The 13,746-nt window shown below is 62.1% G+C and carries 19 protein-coding genes; 3 read left to right on the top strand and 16 right to left on the bottom strand.

Going from position 1 to position 13,746, the window contains the following annotated elements:
• Positions 1 to 343 precede the first annotated feature (343 nt).
• The 3 genes from JC607_RS20165 to JC607_RS20155 all read left to right on the top strand — a co-directional run bounded on the left by JC607_RS20165 (position 344) and on the right by JC607_RS20155 (position 1,172).
• Positions 344 to 514 carry a hypothetical protein gene (locus tag JC607_RS20165; protein WP_198838625.1) on the top strand — a complete coding sequence of 57 codons (171 nt, stop codon included), beginning with the start codon at positions 344 to 346 and terminating at the stop codon, positions 512 to 514.
• A gap of 119 nt (positions 515 to 633) precedes the next feature.
• Complete coding sequence (locus tag JC607_RS20160) at positions 634 to 882, top strand: type II toxin-antitoxin system ParD family antitoxin (protein ID WP_198838624.1); 249 nt, start codon at positions 634 to 636, stop codon at positions 880 to 882.
• Complete coding sequence (locus tag JC607_RS20155) at positions 879 to 1,172, top strand: type II toxin-antitoxin system RelE/ParE family toxin (RefSeq protein WP_198838623.1); 294 nt, start codon at positions 879 to 881, stop codon at positions 1,170 to 1,172. The genes JC607_RS20160 and JC607_RS20155 overlap by 4 nt, the downstream gene beginning before the upstream one ends.
• Before the next feature lie 294 nt (positions 1,173 to 1,466).
• On the opposite strand, the gene JC607_RS20150 is transcribed toward JC607_RS20155, so the two are convergent.
• The 16 genes from JC607_RS20150 to JC607_RS20075 all read right to left on the bottom strand — a co-directional run bounded on the left by JC607_RS20150 (position 1,467) and on the right by JC607_RS20075 (position 13,732).
• On the bottom strand, positions 1,467 to 1,706 hold the full coding sequence (locus tag JC607_RS20150) for a hypothetical protein (RefSeq protein WP_198838622.1): 240 nt from the start codon (positions 1,704 to 1,706) through the stop codon (positions 1,467 to 1,469).
• A gap of 132 nt (positions 1,707 to 1,838) precedes the next feature.
• On the bottom strand, positions 1,839 to 2,054 hold the full coding sequence (locus JC607_RS20145) for a hypothetical protein (RefSeq protein WP_198838621.1): 216 nt from the start codon (positions 2,052 to 2,054) through the stop codon (positions 1,839 to 1,841).
• 25 nt (positions 2,055 to 2,079) lie between these two features.
• Positions 2,080 to 2,421: a single-stranded DNA-binding protein gene (locus JC607_RS20140; protein WP_198838620.1), complete on the bottom strand. Its 342-nt coding sequence runs from the start codon at positions 2,419 to 2,421 to the stop codon at positions 2,080 to 2,082.
• A 52-nt stretch (positions 2,422 to 2,473) separates the two neighbouring features.
• Positions 2,474 to 3,499, bottom strand: coding sequence for a type IV secretion system protein (locus JC607_RS20135; protein ID WP_198838619.1), 1,026 nt, complete (start codon positions 3,497 to 3,499; stop codon positions 2,474 to 2,476).
• Positions 3,499 to 3,912, bottom strand: coding sequence for a hypothetical protein (locus JC607_RS20130; RefSeq protein ID WP_198838618.1), 414 nt, complete (start codon positions 3,910 to 3,912; stop codon positions 3,499 to 3,501). The genes JC607_RS20135 and JC607_RS20130 overlap by 1 nt, the downstream gene beginning before the upstream one ends.
• A 14-nt stretch (positions 3,913 to 3,926) precedes the next feature.
• Positions 3,927 to 4,931: an ATPase, T2SS/T4P/T4SS family gene (locus JC607_RS20125; protein WP_198838617.1), complete on the bottom strand. Its 1,005-nt coding sequence runs from the start codon at positions 4,929 to 4,931 to the stop codon at positions 3,927 to 3,929.
• Complete coding sequence (locus tag JC607_RS20120) at positions 4,931 to 6,244, bottom strand: TrbI/VirB10 family protein (protein ID WP_198838616.1); 1,314 nt, start codon at positions 6,242 to 6,244, stop codon at positions 4,931 to 4,933. Before JC607_RS20120 ends, JC607_RS20125 begins: the two co-directional genes overlap by 1 nt.
• Complete coding sequence (locus tag JC607_RS20115) at positions 6,241 to 6,966, bottom strand: TrbG/VirB9 family P-type conjugative transfer protein (RefSeq protein WP_198838615.1); 726 nt, start codon at positions 6,964 to 6,966, stop codon at positions 6,241 to 6,243. Before JC607_RS20115 ends, JC607_RS20120 begins: the two co-directional genes overlap by 4 nt.
• Positions 6,967 to 6,974: 8 nt before the next feature.
• Positions 6,975 to 7,622 (bottom strand): virB8 family protein, encoded by a 648-nt coding sequence (locus JC607_RS20110; protein WP_198838614.1) that lies wholly within the window; start codon positions 7,620 to 7,622, stop codon positions 6,975 to 6,977.
• 17 nt (positions 7,623 to 7,639) lie between these two features.
• Complete coding sequence (locus tag JC607_RS20105; RefSeq protein WP_198838613.1) at positions 7,640 to 8,410, bottom strand: type IV secretion system protein; 771 nt, start codon at positions 8,408 to 8,410, stop codon at positions 7,640 to 7,642.
• Complete coding sequence (locus JC607_RS20100; protein WP_198838612.1) at positions 8,407 to 9,552, bottom strand: lytic transglycosylase domain-containing protein; 1,146 nt, start codon at positions 9,550 to 9,552, stop codon at positions 8,407 to 8,409. The genes JC607_RS20105 and JC607_RS20100 overlap by 4 nt, the downstream gene beginning before the upstream one ends.
• A gap of 218 nt (positions 9,553 to 9,770) precedes the next feature.
• A complete protein-coding gene (locus JC607_RS20095; protein ID WP_198838611.1) occupies positions 9,771 to 12,161 on the bottom strand; it encodes a type IV secretion system protein B4 in 2,391 nt (796 codons plus the stop codon).
• A complete protein-coding gene (locus tag JC607_RS20090) occupies positions 12,151 to 12,429 on the bottom strand; it encodes a type IV secretion system protein VirB3 (protein ID WP_035715013.1) in 279 nt (92 codons plus the stop codon). The genes JC607_RS20095 and JC607_RS20090 overlap by 11 nt, the downstream gene beginning before the upstream one ends.
• A gap of 25 nt (positions 12,430 to 12,454) precedes the next feature.
• The gene (locus JC607_RS20085; RefSeq protein ID WP_198838610.1) at positions 12,455 to 12,742 is read right to left on the bottom strand and encodes a TrbC/VirB2 family protein; all 288 of its coding nucleotides are present in this window, start codon (positions 12,740 to 12,742) and stop codon (positions 12,455 to 12,457) included.
• Positions 12,742 to 13,314, bottom strand: coding sequence for a lytic transglycosylase domain-containing protein (locus JC607_RS20080; RefSeq protein WP_370584901.1), 573 nt, complete (start codon positions 13,312 to 13,314; stop codon positions 12,742 to 12,744). Before JC607_RS20080 ends, JC607_RS20085 begins: the two co-directional genes overlap by 1 nt.
• An 82-nt stretch (positions 13,315 to 13,396) precedes the next feature.
• Complete coding sequence (locus JC607_RS20075; RefSeq protein ID WP_198838609.1) at positions 13,397 to 13,732, bottom strand: hypothetical protein; 336 nt, start codon at positions 13,730 to 13,732, stop codon at positions 13,397 to 13,399.
• Positions 13,733 to 13,746: the final 14 nt, after the last annotated feature.

The raw sequence follows: 13,746 nt of genomic DNA, 5'->3' as shown, positions 1-13,746 counted from the left end.
CGGTCGGTGGGGTCCCTTTTGGACGCCGATCACCCCAGAAGCGGGGTCCTTATTGTAAGCCGTTCAACACCTGCTCACCCGCGCGCCAAAGGGGTCACTTTTGGACGCCGATCAGGGGGCCCGTTTGGATGCCGATTGACAGGTACCGATCCGGATCGGAGTTCGGAAATGGCTCGTACCTGAGTGAAGCAGTCCGTCCCCAGGAACGCCGACTGCGAAGGATGGTCATGAACGATGCGGCCACCGCGCGACGTCTCATGGCGCTGGAGTTGACGCGCGGTGCACCGAGCTGGGCAGCTGCTGCTGAATGGGCCGCTGATCGCCTGGTCCGGGAGAGAAGCTGATGACGTACTCAGAGAGCGCCGAGGGTGTGATCGTTACCAGGGCGCGGGCGCTGCTGGAGCTCCAAAGGCATGGGGTTTTTCGCGCTGAAGACATTGCGGAATTTCTCTTCGATTGCGGTGATCTGGAGAGCTACGATGCAGGAGATGTCCTGCGGTGGTTGGGCTACTGAAACCCTCGATTTGAGTTTTTGTAGGAACGGGCCCTCCTGCCCTCTGGACATGATGAGATTGCCTTTTGGTACTTGTTGGTATACTCTGACCCCTGTATAGAACTTTGAGGGGGATCGCGATGGCCCGTAATACGTCTGTGTCCCTTGGGGATCACCTTACAACCTTCATTGATGCTCAGGTACAGGCAGGTCGTTACGGATCGGCCAGTGATGTGGTCCGGGCAGGGTTGCGGCTCCTTCAGGAGCACGAGGCAAAAGTTAGGCTACTGGAGGCGTCCCTGATCGAAGGGGAAAACTCTGGTCCGCACCGCCCCTTCGATTTCGAGGCTTTCAAAGCACGTAAGCGCGCGGAGTATGAGGGTAGATGAAGGCCCTTTCCTTCACACCTTTGGCGGAAGCTGACATCGAGGCAATCTGGGATTACAGCGCTGAGAATTGGGGTCTGGAACAGGCCGAACTCTATACCGACGAAATCCGCCATGCCTGCCACGCACTGGCGTCCGGCAGAAATCTCGGGCGCGCGACGAATGTTCGCCCCGGCTATCGAAAATGCACCACCGGTTCGCATGTTATATACTTTCGCGACCGGGGCGATTGGCTGGAGATCGTCCGTATCCTCCATGTCGCGCAGGATGCTGAGCGGCACATAGTGGGTTAGAGATAAATCGGTCGATTTGGGCAGCGACTCTGTGTATGAGGCATCGAGCCAGAAGTGATTGCGTAGGTATTGGGGATCCGCAGCCCCATGTATTGAGTCTGCGATCTCCGCCCGGACGTCAGGGGCTTTTCATATCCCCTGCGCCAGAACCTCAGCCGAAGCGAAACATGCGGCCCTTACCTGCCGGCCGGCCTCAATCTTTGCCGCATGGCCGGATCCCCGGATGCCGACGTTCGACGCGCGCCGCAGCGAAGTACCGGCCATGACTGCATGGCTGTGGGCGCGCGAGCGGGATTAAGCATCAGGATGATCTGGCCAACTTTTCATTGCAAGTTCGATCGCAGCCTCCAACTCTTCGCGGCTTGCTCCATCACGTGCGGACATGGCGATTCCTAGTAGAAATGTGTTGAACATCGTGGCGACAGCTCGCGCATCGGTAGCCGGCGGCAGATGCCCCGACGATGCCGCACGTCGAATCTGGACAATCATCGCGTCGAAATTGGCTTTGCGTTCTGCTGCGATATCGGCCTGCACCGTAGTGAGATCGCGCTGATCGGTCGCTGACCCGCTGCCCTGTTTGTCGTTTGAGAAAGCCGTGAGCCTCGTCGCTCACGGCTTTTGTCGTTTCGGCTTAATCTCGGGATCATGTCGTCTGAAGGAGCCGTCTCAATCTGGGTCAAAGAGCAACGGCGGACCGGGATAAGGATTGGCGGGCCCATAGGCCACGCCGGCCTCCACGAAAAACCCAAGATGCCCGAGCAGCCATGCGCGATGCCAGTCTGATCTCGCCAACAGCCAGCGCAGCCAGCCGGGCGGGCGATAGCTGGAATAGCCCGCGAGCCAAACCCGATGCAAAAGGTTATCCCGGACGCGGGCCAGCAAGGCCAGACTTCCTGGCTATCCGGCCTCAGACATCCTTTCCGATTGGGACCACTGCAAACCGGTCGGCAGTCAGCGAGGTCTCATAGATCGTCTGACCGTCTTTTTCATAGTTGCTCTCGGCGATCCGTCCCCGGACATGCACCAGATCGCCCGGTTTCAGATGCTCCTTGAGCCAGGCGAAGCCTGCGGTACTGCGCTCAAAAAGGGTCACGGTGTTCCAGTCTGTGCGCTCGCGGAGTTCGCCACTGTCTTTGTCGCGCCAGCTGTCTGTGGCCGCGATGCTGACCTTCAGCACCTTGCCGCCCCCAAGCTCGGTTCTGCGCCCGACATATCCCTGAATCTGGAATTCAGCGTGGGTGTAAAACATCTCTTCTCTCCTCGTTACGATACAAGCTTAGACATGGAGGCCGCTCCTGGCGTTACTTGCCGAGGCGGCGGGCCCGCTCGGCGACGCGGGCGATCTGGCCACCGGCGGCCAGTGCAGCGGACTTCACAACGGGGGGGCTCTGCGCGATCTGGCGGCCGACCCTTTCGCCGGTGCTGAGGTTGCCCAGCCTGTCCCGGGACTGGACACTTCGGGTGTTCATCATACCCCGCGTCATGGCGGCAGTGCCCGCGGCTACAGCAGGGCCGGCCACCACCATGAAATTCCCCGAGATCCCGCGCACGATCAGCGGCGTCGCCGCAACGAACCCCTTGGCAAGGAATACGATGACGAAGAAGGGAACCAGTGATCCGATATTGGTCGCCGAAGCCGGGTCTCCCATTTGGGCCAGCAGCGCATTGGCCATGCCGACGACCGTCGAAAACATGGCAGCTATCACCACCGGGTAAAAGGCGTAGCTGACCGTGGTGGAGACCCAACGATGGAAGAAGTCCCTGGTTGCATCGAAGAGCGACAGAGCGATCATCACCGGCGCCAGACCGAGCATCAGCGAGAGCATCATCTTTGCGAAGATCAGCACGATCCCGGTCATGAAGCCGAGAATGCTCAGGAGAATGAGGCCGATACCCGCGAGGATCGCACCGGTCATCCAGCCAAGATTATCACCAATAACATTCAGATAGCCGGTAAACTGACCTATCAGATTGTCGAACTCACCCGCGAAATGGGAAGCGCCAGCTCCGCTGCCGCCAATGGAGCTGACCAGCGCGCCTGCGATGTATTCGAGCCCACCGATCACCGCGTTGGCGACGGCGTTGAAATGGGTCCAGTTAAAGGCAAAGAAACCGATCAGGGTCAGCTTCAGCAGGTACCAAAAGAAGGTCGCACCATCCATGCTGCGATACTGGAAACCCATGTTGATGCAGAGGCCGATAAGGGAAAGGGTCACCATCAGCAGGGTGATCGTGCCGATATTGCCAGCCACGGCCCCAAACTGCGATTCCGCAGCCGAGACGAGGAAGCCATCGGCAGATCCGACCATCCAGCTGACGACGCCCATTACCAGTTATCCTGCGCTTCGCAGATTGCTTTGACGGCCTGGCGCAGTTCACCCGCCTGTTCTCGTAGCGCCTGCTGGGCTTGCGTGTGCTCCGGCGCTGAGATGTCTGCGAACCGCTCGGTATACTCTGCCTCAGCCAGAGCCCATTCGGGAAAGCGGGTTTCGCAGGAGCAGTCTTTGCTGGCCAGAATGGCCTCCCAGGACCGCAATTCATAAAGTCCCATCAAAGTCAGAACCTTGTATGCTTCACGCGGAGCGATCTCCTCGACCCATGCCGGGCGCGCGGGCCGATCATTGCAGATCCGGTAGCGCTCTGGCTCGATAGTGACGGTCAAATCACCGGTGATCGGGGTCTGGGCGAGCGTCGGGCAGGCAATCGTCGCAAGACTTGCGGCAAGGCAGAGCATTCTCATGGGGTTTCCCTTCGTCATTCGGCAGCCATCCTGGCCTCAGCCTCTTCCTGACCAATGCCGGGCAGATAAAATTCGGTGATGCCTCTGGCCCCCTCATGGCGGCCGGCCTGAATGATCACATCGATGGAACCCTCGATGTAGGTGATCATGTCGGCATAGGTCATCGGAAGGTCCGTCTTCAGGGCAGCAATGGCAAGACGGCGGACGGCAAGTTGCGGCGTTTCGGCATGAAGCGTGGTCAGAGATCCGCCATGGCCGGTGTTGATTGCCTCGAGGAAGGTGAGGGCTTCCTTGCCGCGCACCTCGCCCAGCACAATCCGGTCTGGCCGCATCCGCAGCGTCGAGGTCAGGAGGGCATCAGCGCTGCGTGCTTCAGATTCCCGGTCAGAGATCAGCGTCACGACATTTGGCTGTTCAGGCCGGAGTTCCGCAGCCTCTTCGATGGTCAGGATGCGCTCCTGATCCGGGATGAGGGAGAGGATCTTGCGAGCGGCGACGGTTTTACCGGTGGAGGTGCCTCCGGAGATGATCATGTTCAACTTGTTCTCGACACAAAAGCGCAGCGCCGCCTCGATTTCACCGGATGCCACCACTTTCCGAAGGGCAAGATTGCGTTCTTTCCGTAGCCCTTCGAGGCTGCGTTCTCGCCCGTAGAGAAATCCAAGTCTGATCTGTTCGAGGGGAAGCGTCGAGAAAAAGCGAAGCGAGATGGAAAATCCGCCCTCGACCGCCGGCGGCTGGATAACCTGCGCTCGGATCGGCCGATCCCCCCAAAGGATGCTGACCGAGACGATGGGCTTGCGGGCGCTGAGCGTCGTGTTCGCCGCCGAGGCAATCTGGTTCCCGAGGTCTCTGATCTCGATCTGCGTAAGCGGCTGCCCCAGGTCCCGCATGAAATGATCACCCTGGAACTCGCCCCAGACCCGACCATCGGGGTTAATGCAGATCTCGATCACATATGGGCTGCGGATAGGGTCCCCCAGTCGGGCCAGCGAGGCTTCGAGGTAACTTGCCGCCATCAGAGGATCTCCAGATCGCGGTCAACCATCACTGTGATCCTGGCACCCTGCGGCACCCGGATCACCGGCCGGATCGAGAGGTAATCCTGCATCACACTGCGGCTGGCATCGCGAAGATCGGAGGCGACATCGCCGGCAGCGTCCGAAGTAGTCTCATCGTCGATACTGGCTGCGGCAGCAGCGGGCACGGCGCCGATCAGTGAAATCAGGGCCGCCGAGCCAAAACGCTGGCCAAAACGGGTATCGACATCGCCGGTGACGCCGGAGCGGCCGAGTTCGTCGCCGCCGAAGGCACTGATCTGAACCGTCTGGTTGTCAGGAAGGATGATGCGATCCCAGCCCACCATAACACGTGATTGCGCCAATGAGACCTCGGAGCGGTATCGTCCGATCAACTGCGCGCCACGCGGGATGAGCACCCGGCTGCCGTCAAAGGAATGCACATCCTCGGAAACCACGGCGCGGATCACGCCGGGCAGCGTGCTGTCCATTGCGGTTTCAAGGACAGCCTGAATCATCGTGCCCTGAACCACAGTGTGGCTCGGGTTGACGATGATTTCCGCCCGGGTGGAGGGTGCGGCGGCAGCGCCACTGCGCACAAATGCCTCATCATCACTCAAGCGGGCAGCCTCGGCTTCGGTTTCTCCATCCGTTCCTCCTCCCATGCCTGACCAGGCCAACATGGGGGAGGTCACCCGCGCCTCGCGGGCGGCGGCCTCCGCGGCGCGGCGGCGCTCGAGTTCCGCAAGCCGTGCATCTTCCTCACCCCCCGAGGGTGTGCCGAGGCGGGCAATCTCCAGGTCCATGCCGATCCGTTCCAACTCACGCTCGCGCTCAACAAGTTGCCGCTCAAGGGCGCTGCGCGCTTCCGCCGAGGCTGCTTCCAGCGCGGCCATTTGAGCCGTCAATTCGGTGATGGCCGCCTGCGCTGCCGGATCCCCGGCCTCTGCCGGCCTTGAACGCAACTCGGCCAGTTCAGCCTGCAGGGTGGCAAGGGCTTCTCGCAACTCGAGCTCAGATGCGCTTGGCCCTTCGGGCACCGGCTCCGCAGCAGGTGTGGGTTCAGCAACTGGCGTGGCAGGAAACTCCCCAAAACCTGATCCAGTGGTCTGAAACTCCTCTGCCGCCGCGGTCGGCATTGCCGGCTCGGGCTTTGGCTGCATCAGCATCCAGGCAAAGCCGCCGATTGTCAGAATGGCTGCACTGCCGAGCAGAGCCGTGAAGAGGGAAGGACGGGCGCGGGCCTTCCGCTTTCCGGTTGACGCCTCAAGGGCAGCGAGCCGGGTGGAGAGATCCTGTGGTTCGCCGGTCATGTCCCGGCCCCGGTCGTACTATCCGACATATCCTGAATGCAGATCACCTCCTCGCCGAGGCGCAAGACCCATTGTCGGTGCACGCCGGAGACGCGGATGATGCCCTCTTCCTGCGCCACCGAATTGACCGTCCGCTCGCGCCCGCCGGTCCAGCGGAAGATCGCGGGGATTGGTGCGTTTTTGCCGAAGCGGAGATAGGTGAAGGTGCCGTCATCCCAGACCGCAGCCGGCGCAAACTCCGCCTGGCTGCTGACCGCATAATTGCTGTTCGGAGCGCCGGCTGCGACGGCATTGGCCGCAGGCGTGCGGCTCTCAGGGTAGCGGAACTGCACCACGTAATGCGGGGTCTCCCGCGCTTCGACCACGTGGAAGTAGTAGGATCGGCGGTTTGTATAGACTGTGATATTGGTCGCCACGCCGGAGGCTACGGGCTTGATCGCAAAAGCGCGCCCTCCTGGGACACCATCGAACTGGAAGCCGGAGGTATCGCCCGCGATGATCGAGCGGATGGTCTCTCCCTCGCCAAACTCGACCGAGGTCACCCGGGTCAGATTGGTGACGACACGGTAGACCTGACCATCCATCCAGGTGGCGATCCTCACCCGCTTGTCATGCGACCCGGCGCGCGGCGTGGTTTCTGCGAAGGCGGGCATGGCAGCCACGATGAGGGCCGCAGCAATGAGCCGGGCAGGGGAGAGAAAGCGGGGCAGGGGGTGCGTCATGAGGCGGTTCACTCGGGCCGGTCCGATCTGATGGCATATTGGGTGACAGTGAAGCCGAAGGGGTTCTGCCAGACATCATCGATGCTGCGGGCCCGCTCGGGCCGGAATTCGAACATCAGGGTGGCCGTGAAGAGTCCGACCTGACCGCCCTGCGGGCTGGTCAGGCGTTTTCGCAATCGGACCTGAGCACGGTTTTCACCGATCAACGTGATACTGGCGATTTCGACCGCCATCTCGGATGTGGCGCCGTAGCGCGCGGGCGGGAAATTCTCCTGCCCGCTGGTCCACATCGCCCGCATGCCGGCTTCGGCCGCGCCCGCTGATTGCGCCAGGACCCGGTTCACCCGCAGATCATTGTCGAGCTGATTATAGGTCTCGCGATCAAGGATATAGCGATAGACCTGCGCCTCGATCACCGCTGGTCGTTCCGAAAGCCGCACGGACTGAACTGTGGCATTCGGCAGCGCGAGGCCACTTTCGGGATCGTAGGGCACCACGACGGGCAGGGGGGGCTCGACAAAGATTGCGACGGCCGCCGCAGCAAGGCAGCCAACAACGCCGAAGCCCGCGCCTGCAATCCCCATTACGCGCCATTGCCGCTCGCGGCGCAGCGCGCCGTAGACCAGCTCTTCTTCAACCACTTCCCTGATGCTCATTGCCGGATCCGCCACCCTCACTCGAGGCTCGGCATGGTGAAATCCATGAAGCGCCGCTCTTCGGCGATGGTCGCGGCATCCACCACGCCCGCATTCCCGGCACCAATGGTCTGGATCGCCTCCAACTCCCACATGCGGGTCATGGCAATGGCCAGCTCCGCCGTGACGCGGGTGTTATGGTCCATCGAGGCCTTCAGATCCTCCATTTCCGGGATCATCGACACCAGGCGCTCGACCCGGGCCAGCGACTGCGCGGCTTCCGCATGGCTGTTCTGCGCGGCAGCCGAGAGCACGGCACCGGTGGTCGCCCGGGTGGCAACACCCTCTGCGCCCGGCTTTCCGCTGGTGGCGATTTCGCGCAGGGAGTCTTCGTCGAAACCAGCGCTCGCCAGTGCTGATTGCATCTGGGTGCGCATCGGACCGGCCGTGGCGCCGATCAGCTTGCTCCAGTCGCCTTGCTGGATACCGCGGATCAGGCCGGGGATGTCCTCAAACTTGGCCTCGAGAAGCTGGTCCAACTCGCCGCCCATGATGAGGCCGAGGATTTCGCGTGGACCGGTCAGCGAGGCATACATGATCTCGAGCTGGTCGAATTGCTGCTGAAGCAGGTCAAGCTGGTCCAGCGCATTCTCAAAAATGTCGGTCTGGATCCCGAAGTCTTCCAGCATCTGCTGGAACTGGCGGATTTCCTGGGCGATGTTCTGGGTATCGACCGTGGGCACACCCTGAGCTGATGCGCCGCTCACGAGGCTCAGGCAGATCGCGGTGCTGATCAAAAACCGTTTCATTGCAAATCCTTCAATCGGAAATCCATGAACTTTCGCTCGGCGGCCTGGGCCGCAGCTATCGCGATCTGTTCATCACTCAGGGGTTGGGTGCGGGCAGCTTTCAGCCGGGTGCGGATGGCGACGATCCGGGCCAGTTCGGCGCGTGCGTATGTGTTCAGGGCAAGGGATTCCTGCACATCTTCCGTTTGGCTGATAAGCTCTATTATGTCATGTAAGCGCTGTGCGGCAGCCTGAACCGACACCATGGAATAGTTGCCATAGACGCCGGATCCATGCGCCGAGAGGCTGAAACTCGCATTGGCCAGCAGGACCGGATCGATGGTTCCGAGCGCATCGGGGCCGCCCACCATCGCGAGGTAGCGGTTGTACTGCGCCGGAATGACCACGACATAGTTCTGGGTCTCGGCAAAGGGCGGCACACCACTGTATTGCTGCACGCGGCCCGGACCTGCGTTGTAGGCGGCCAGCGCATGGATGATGTCGCCATCGAACATGCCGAGCATCTGCGCAAGGTAACGCGCGCCACCGGTCACCTGCAGATAGGGATCATCATAATAGGCCGGATAGATGCCGAGATCGCCGGCGGTGCCGGGCATGATTTGCGTCAGACCAAAGGCCCCGACGCCGGACTGAGCACCGATCTGGAAGCGGCTTTCCTGCCAGATCAGCGCCTGAAGAAGGCAGCGCCATTGCACCGGCGTCAGCCCGGCACGCGACACGCCGGAAAGAGAATAGGTGTCGCGGGCTCCGCGGATGATCAATTCCTCGACTGTCTCTCGGGCGTCGCCAAACATACGGGTGGCGGCTGGATTACCGTCTTCGGTCGCATAGAGCGCCGATGCAGCCGTCTCTTCCCCATTCCCGGCTTCCAGCGCTGTGACCGTACCCGCGATGGACATATTGGCACCGATAGTCATTGCGCCGAGGATGCTTTCAAGCGAGGCCAATTGCTGGCGCTCGATCTCAGCCAACTCCTCCGCACGGCTCAGCCGGTCGCGCTGCAGCGCGATATCGAGATCACGTTGGGCGATCGTCGCCGCCGTTCTGGCAAAGCCCTGAGCATCAAAGGTCGGCACTCCCTGCGCACCCAAAGGCTGCGCGAGCGAAATGCCGATCATAACCTGTGGCAAGATCCGCGCCATGGCGTCAGCCTGCCGTGCCGATCAAGGTAAAGGCGCACGGGACTGCCGCTCGCGAGACCTCACCGCCCATGGTCGAGACCGTGACGCCGGAGGGACGCTCCGTAAAGCTGAAGCAATTGGCTCGTGGGGCCTGCCCGCCTGCACAGGCGGCAAGGAGCAGGAGACTGCCGAGAAGGGGAAGATGGATAAACCGGACACCGTTTACACGAGACATCACACTACACCTTCCAGAAATCAGGGCGGTCGCGGTAATCCGCCCCCACGAGTTGCTCGCCCTTCTCCATCCCGCCAAGGACGGTCACGAGAGGGCCGAGGGCTGAGAGATCGGCATCGATGACGACCGATCCACGGTCGTCGCGAACCAGCGCGAGGCGCGAAGAGGTGCCCACACCAAGAAGGACATCGAGTTCCTTCTCGCTGAGGCCCAGCATCGCGTAATCGGCCGCACTGGCACGGATGTTCGGCAGAAGGATCTGGGTTGGAACTGCCTCGACGATGGTCTTGCCGGTCCGGGTGCGTTCGAGCTGGCTCGCATACTGCGTCATCATCACGACGACGGCGTTCTGTTTGCGGGCCGTGACGAGCCAGTTGCTCAGTCGGTCCGCGAAATAGCCATTATCGAGCGCCTTCCAGGCTTCATCAATCAGGATCACCGTCGGGCGGCGATCCTCGATCACCCGCTCGACCCGGCGGAAGAGGTAGGACAGCACAGCCATCCGCTCGCGCTCGCTCTCTGAATCGAGAATGCCGGTCAGATCGAAGCCCGAGACCTCACCGCCGAGCGAAAAGCTGTCCTGCGCGTTGGCCCCGAAGATCCAGCCATAGCGGCCGGTCTCGGTCCATTCCTGCATTCGCTCGAAGAGATCGCCATCGTCGTCGGTCGAGACCAGCAGCGAAGCGAAGTCCGACCAGTTGCGTAAGGATGCGTGATCGGCACCGGCGTTCTGGCGCACGATCTCCTGCAGGCGGTTGGTCTGTATCGGGGTCAACGGCCGGTCGCGGCGTTCCAGCAGTGTCGCCAGCCAATCAGCCAGCCAGGCCTGGCCGCGATTGTCGATCTCGGTCTGGAGCGGGTTCAGCCCAGTGGGCTTGCCCGCACGGACCGTGGCATAGCTGCCGCCGAGAGCGCGGACGGCCATTTCCATGCCGGCACGGTAATCGAAGATGAAGAGTCGCGCCCCGGCTCGGCGGGCCATGGTCATCAGAAAGGCGGCGAGCACCGACTTCCCGGAACCGGGACGCCCGAGGATCAGCGTGTGCCCGCCGGTCGGCTCCTTCTCCGGCGAGCCCTGTTCGTGGAAACTAAAGCGAAACCCGCTGCGCTCTGGTGTCGGAAACAGAGCGATCGGCACGCCCCATGGCAGCTCCTCGCCGGTCTTGCCGAGCGGGGTGCGATGGAAGGTCGCGAGATCCGCGAAGTTGTGGTTCGTGATTGCCGCCTTGCGGCTCCGCGCGCCGGTGTTTCCCGGGTGCTGCGCCATGTAATGCGCGCGTGACCCGAAGCCTTCCGAGATCAGGTTGATGCCGGAGCTGGCGGAAATATTGCGGATCTCGGCGCAGATGTCGTCGACATGAGCACGGGTCCGGGCATAGACAGCCACGGTCATATGGTGCTCGCCGAAGATCAGCCGCTTCGATTCCAGATCGTCCTGCGCCAGTTCCAGCTCTTGCGCGAGGCTGACCGCACCATCATTGGCGGCCTGCATCAGCCGAAGCTGGCGTTTGATCCGACCCCCCATGATGTTCGAATTGGTCGGCACGAAGGAATGGGTGACCACCATGTCGACCGGCAGGTTCAGCTCATCAAGCATCAGGCTGTCGGTCTTGGGCGGGTAGTTCTTGATCGCGAAGATCGCGCCGAACTTCTCGCCCACGGCGCCGTCGGTCAGGTGGATCTCTGCGCCGCGGAAGGTCACCCGGGTATTGGCGACATCCTCAGAAAGAATACCGAGGCGCGAGGCCGGGAAGAGCGGGTGTTCCTCCCCAGTGTTCAGGCTGCCAAGGAAGCCGAGCAACTCGCCATTCTCGGCCGTAAGCAGGCGCGGCTTCAGATCGGAGAAGCTGGAGAGTATGAAGCCCACCACCTCATCGAGCTTGCGCAGCCGCCGCGTGGTATCGGCGGCAAGTCGGGCGCGCGAGGCAGCAGCGATGAAGGGAATGCGGCTTCCCGACTCGGGGCGCTTCAGGATCGAAAGCGTCAGCGTCTTGTCGCGCAGCCCGCCTTTCGAGAGCTTTCCCTGCCATCGCGCATCGACCGCAGCCGCGAACCCATCGCCCGGTATCGGCGGCAGGCTGGTGTCCACCGCCTTCGAGACCTTGTGCAGATAAAACGAGAACTCCGTCCCGACCTGCGCCACCACACCGGCCAGCAGTGCCCCGATCCGGTCGAGATGGCTGTCCTCGGAAGTCGTACTGTTCACCCCTTCGAGCCGGATGCATTGCATCAACTCATTGCCCCGGGTGCGGATCGTGTTGCCGGCAACAAGGCTGACATAGGGCAGCATATGTGCGAGCCGCTTCTCCTTCCCGGCCCAATCCGGCAGGACCGCGATCGGATCGGAGGCAGGCCCTGCCTCTGCCTTTACGGCGTTCACGGCATCATGGGGCATAGCTGTCTCCCCCATGGTGCTTGCGGTTCCGTGTCGGTGGGGTTTCCTGCAGCGTGATCACCAGCACGTCGAGGAAGTTCGGATCCCAATCTGCCGCTTTCCATAAGAGCGGCCAGGCAATCCCGGCCGCCACGACGATGATCCAGCTCTGCACCCAGAGGAACAGCATCGACGAGCCAAAGAGCCAGACCATGGCATACATGATCGGCAACCCCATCAGTTTGGGGGGCCGCAAAAGGCCGATGAAAACGCGCGACTGTTCCGCCATGATGCGTTGCCCCCAGTGCTTGGCCTCAGGTGGTCCAGATCGCGGCAACGATGGTCGGCGCGGCGGCAATGCCGGCGATTGCCACCAGCACCCAGAGCGCTTGGCGGAAATCGAGAATCCCGAAGAGCCAGGACAGGAACACCCCGATCAGCGCCAGCGTGCCGATCACGATGCCCAGGGGGCCGGTGATCGCATCGACAATGCCTTGCAGCAGTGTCTGCACCGGCGAGAGGTCGATGCTCTGTGCCAGCGCAGGACCTGCCAGCACCACAAAGGCCATCGCCATGACGGCCGTGACGGAGGGGGACTTCATCAACTCGTTCCTTTCAGCCGCGCAAAAACGGCCTGCACACGGGCTACATGGCCCTGGGTCTCAACATAAGGGGGGATGCCACCGTGGCGGCTGACGGCCTCGGGCCCGGCATTATAGGCGGCCAGCGCCAGTTCCGGCGTGCCGAAGGTCTCGAGCATCAACAGGAGATAACGAGCCGATCCGTCGAGATTCTGCCGCCAGTCATTCGGATCGACCCCGAGGAAGTTGGCGGTATCGGGCATCAGTTGGCCAAGGCCGATCGCGCCGGCGTGACTGAGCGCGGAAGGGTTATAGGCGCTCTCGACTTCAATATTGGCGCGGTAGAAGAGCGCCCAGTCGGTGACAGAGAGCCCTACCCGCCTCAGCGCGGCATGGCCACCATAGCGCAGCGCGGTGTCTTCGATACCTTGCAGGATCTCGGGACTGGCGGAGACAAGACGAGGCGCTGCGGCACTGGCACCAGCATCCTGCGGCGACGTGAAGAGGAAGAGGCGCTCCGGCGTCTCGGCGCCGAACTGGCGCATGAAACCAGTATCGGTTGACACCGAGGCCAGTTGGCCATCCAGCGCCACCCGGAAGACAAAACCCTCTGCCCTGGCCCCTGCCGGAGCGAACCCGGCAAGGACGCAAAGGGCCAGAAGGAGGGATGCAGCCTTAACACTGCTGGGCGGGCGCGGGCTCCGGCAGTTGGTGGAGAGAGCGTCCCCCTTCTTCGAGCGGAATATGCGCCGTGCGCATTCCGATATCCGAGAGGAAGCTGACCAGCCCGGCGATGGTCTTGAACTCGCGGGCCTTGATGTAATTGCGGCTGGTGACGACGATCTTTTCATCGCCGCCCACAGGCCCGATGGCCCGCACATACCAGGAGCCATACCAGGCATTGAGGCGCTTCTCGGCTGCGGTCCGGCAAACCACCTCGGCCGAATAGCCCTGTGCCAGCAGCTGTCGCAATCCGTCTTCCGTAACCACATTCGGGGCGTCTTCTAGCATGGTCTCCCCGCGGC

This window comes from Paracoccus sp. IB05 (assembly GCF_016405985.1).
Classification (GTDB): domain Bacteria; phylum Pseudomonadota; class Alphaproteobacteria; order Rhodobacterales; family Rhodobacteraceae; genus Pseudogemmobacter.
Note: the sequence above shows the minus strand (reverse complement) of the source record. Positions and strands in the feature narration are given on the sequence as shown.

Excerpts from the sequence above, each read along its gene's own strand:
- JC607_RS20165 (WP_198838625.1), top strand. The coding sequence starts at position 344 with ATGACGTACTCAGAGAGCGCCGAGGGTGTGATCGTTACCAGGGCGCGG.
- JC607_RS20160 (WP_198838624.1), top strand. The coding sequence starts at position 634 with ATGGCCCGTAATACGTCTGTGTCCCTTGGGGATCACCTTACAACCTTC.
- JC607_RS20155 (WP_198838623.1), top strand. The coding sequence starts at position 879 with ATGAAGGCCCTTTCCTTCACACCTTTGGCGGAAGCTGACATCGAGGCA.
- JC607_RS20140 (WP_198838620.1), bottom strand. The coding sequence starts at position 2,421 with ATGTTTTACACCCACGCTGAATTCCAGATTCAGGGATATGTCGGGCGC.
- JC607_RS20135 (WP_198838619.1), bottom strand. The coding sequence starts at position 3,499 with ATGGGCGTCGTCAGCTGGATGGTCGGATCTGCCGATGGCTTCCTCGTC.
- JC607_RS20130 (WP_198838618.1), bottom strand. The coding sequence starts at position 3,912 with ATGAGAATGCTCTGCCTTGCCGCAAGTCTTGCGACGATTGCCTGCCCG.
- JC607_RS20125 (WP_198838617.1), bottom strand. The coding sequence starts at position 4,931 with ATGGCGGCAAGTTACCTCGAAGCCTCGCTGGCCCGACTGGGGGACCCT.
- JC607_RS20120 (WP_198838616.1), bottom strand. The coding sequence starts at position 6,244 with ATGACCGGCGAACCACAGGATCTCTCCACCCGGCTCGCTGCCCTTGAG.
- JC607_RS20115 (WP_198838615.1), bottom strand. The coding sequence starts at position 6,966 with ATGACGCACCCCCTGCCCCGCTTTCTCTCCCCTGCCCGGCTCATTGCT.
- JC607_RS20110 (WP_198838614.1), bottom strand. The coding sequence starts at position 7,622 with ATGAGCATCAGGGAAGTGGTTGAAGAAGAGCTGGTCTACGGCGCGCTG.
- JC607_RS20105 (WP_198838613.1), bottom strand. The coding sequence starts at position 8,410 with ATGAAACGGTTTTTGATCAGCACCGCGATCTGCCTGAGCCTCGTGAGC.
- JC607_RS20100 (WP_198838612.1), bottom strand. The coding sequence starts at position 9,552 with ATGGCGCGGATCTTGCCACAGGTTATGATCGGCATTTCGCTCGCGCAG.
- JC607_RS20095 (WP_198838611.1), bottom strand. The coding sequence starts at position 12,161 with ATGCCCCATGATGCCGTGAACGCCGTAAAGGCAGAGGCAGGGCCTGCC.
- JC607_RS20090 (WP_035715013.1), bottom strand. The coding sequence starts at position 12,429 with ATGGCGGAACAGTCGCGCGTTTTCATCGGCCTTTTGCGGCCCCCCAAA.
- JC607_RS20085 (WP_198838610.1), bottom strand. The coding sequence starts at position 12,742 with ATGAAGTCCCCCTCCGTCACGGCCGTCATGGCGATGGCCTTTGTGGTG.
- JC607_RS20075 (WP_198838609.1), bottom strand. The coding sequence starts at position 13,732 with ATGCTAGAAGACGCCCCGAATGTGGTTACGGAAGACGGATTGCGACAG.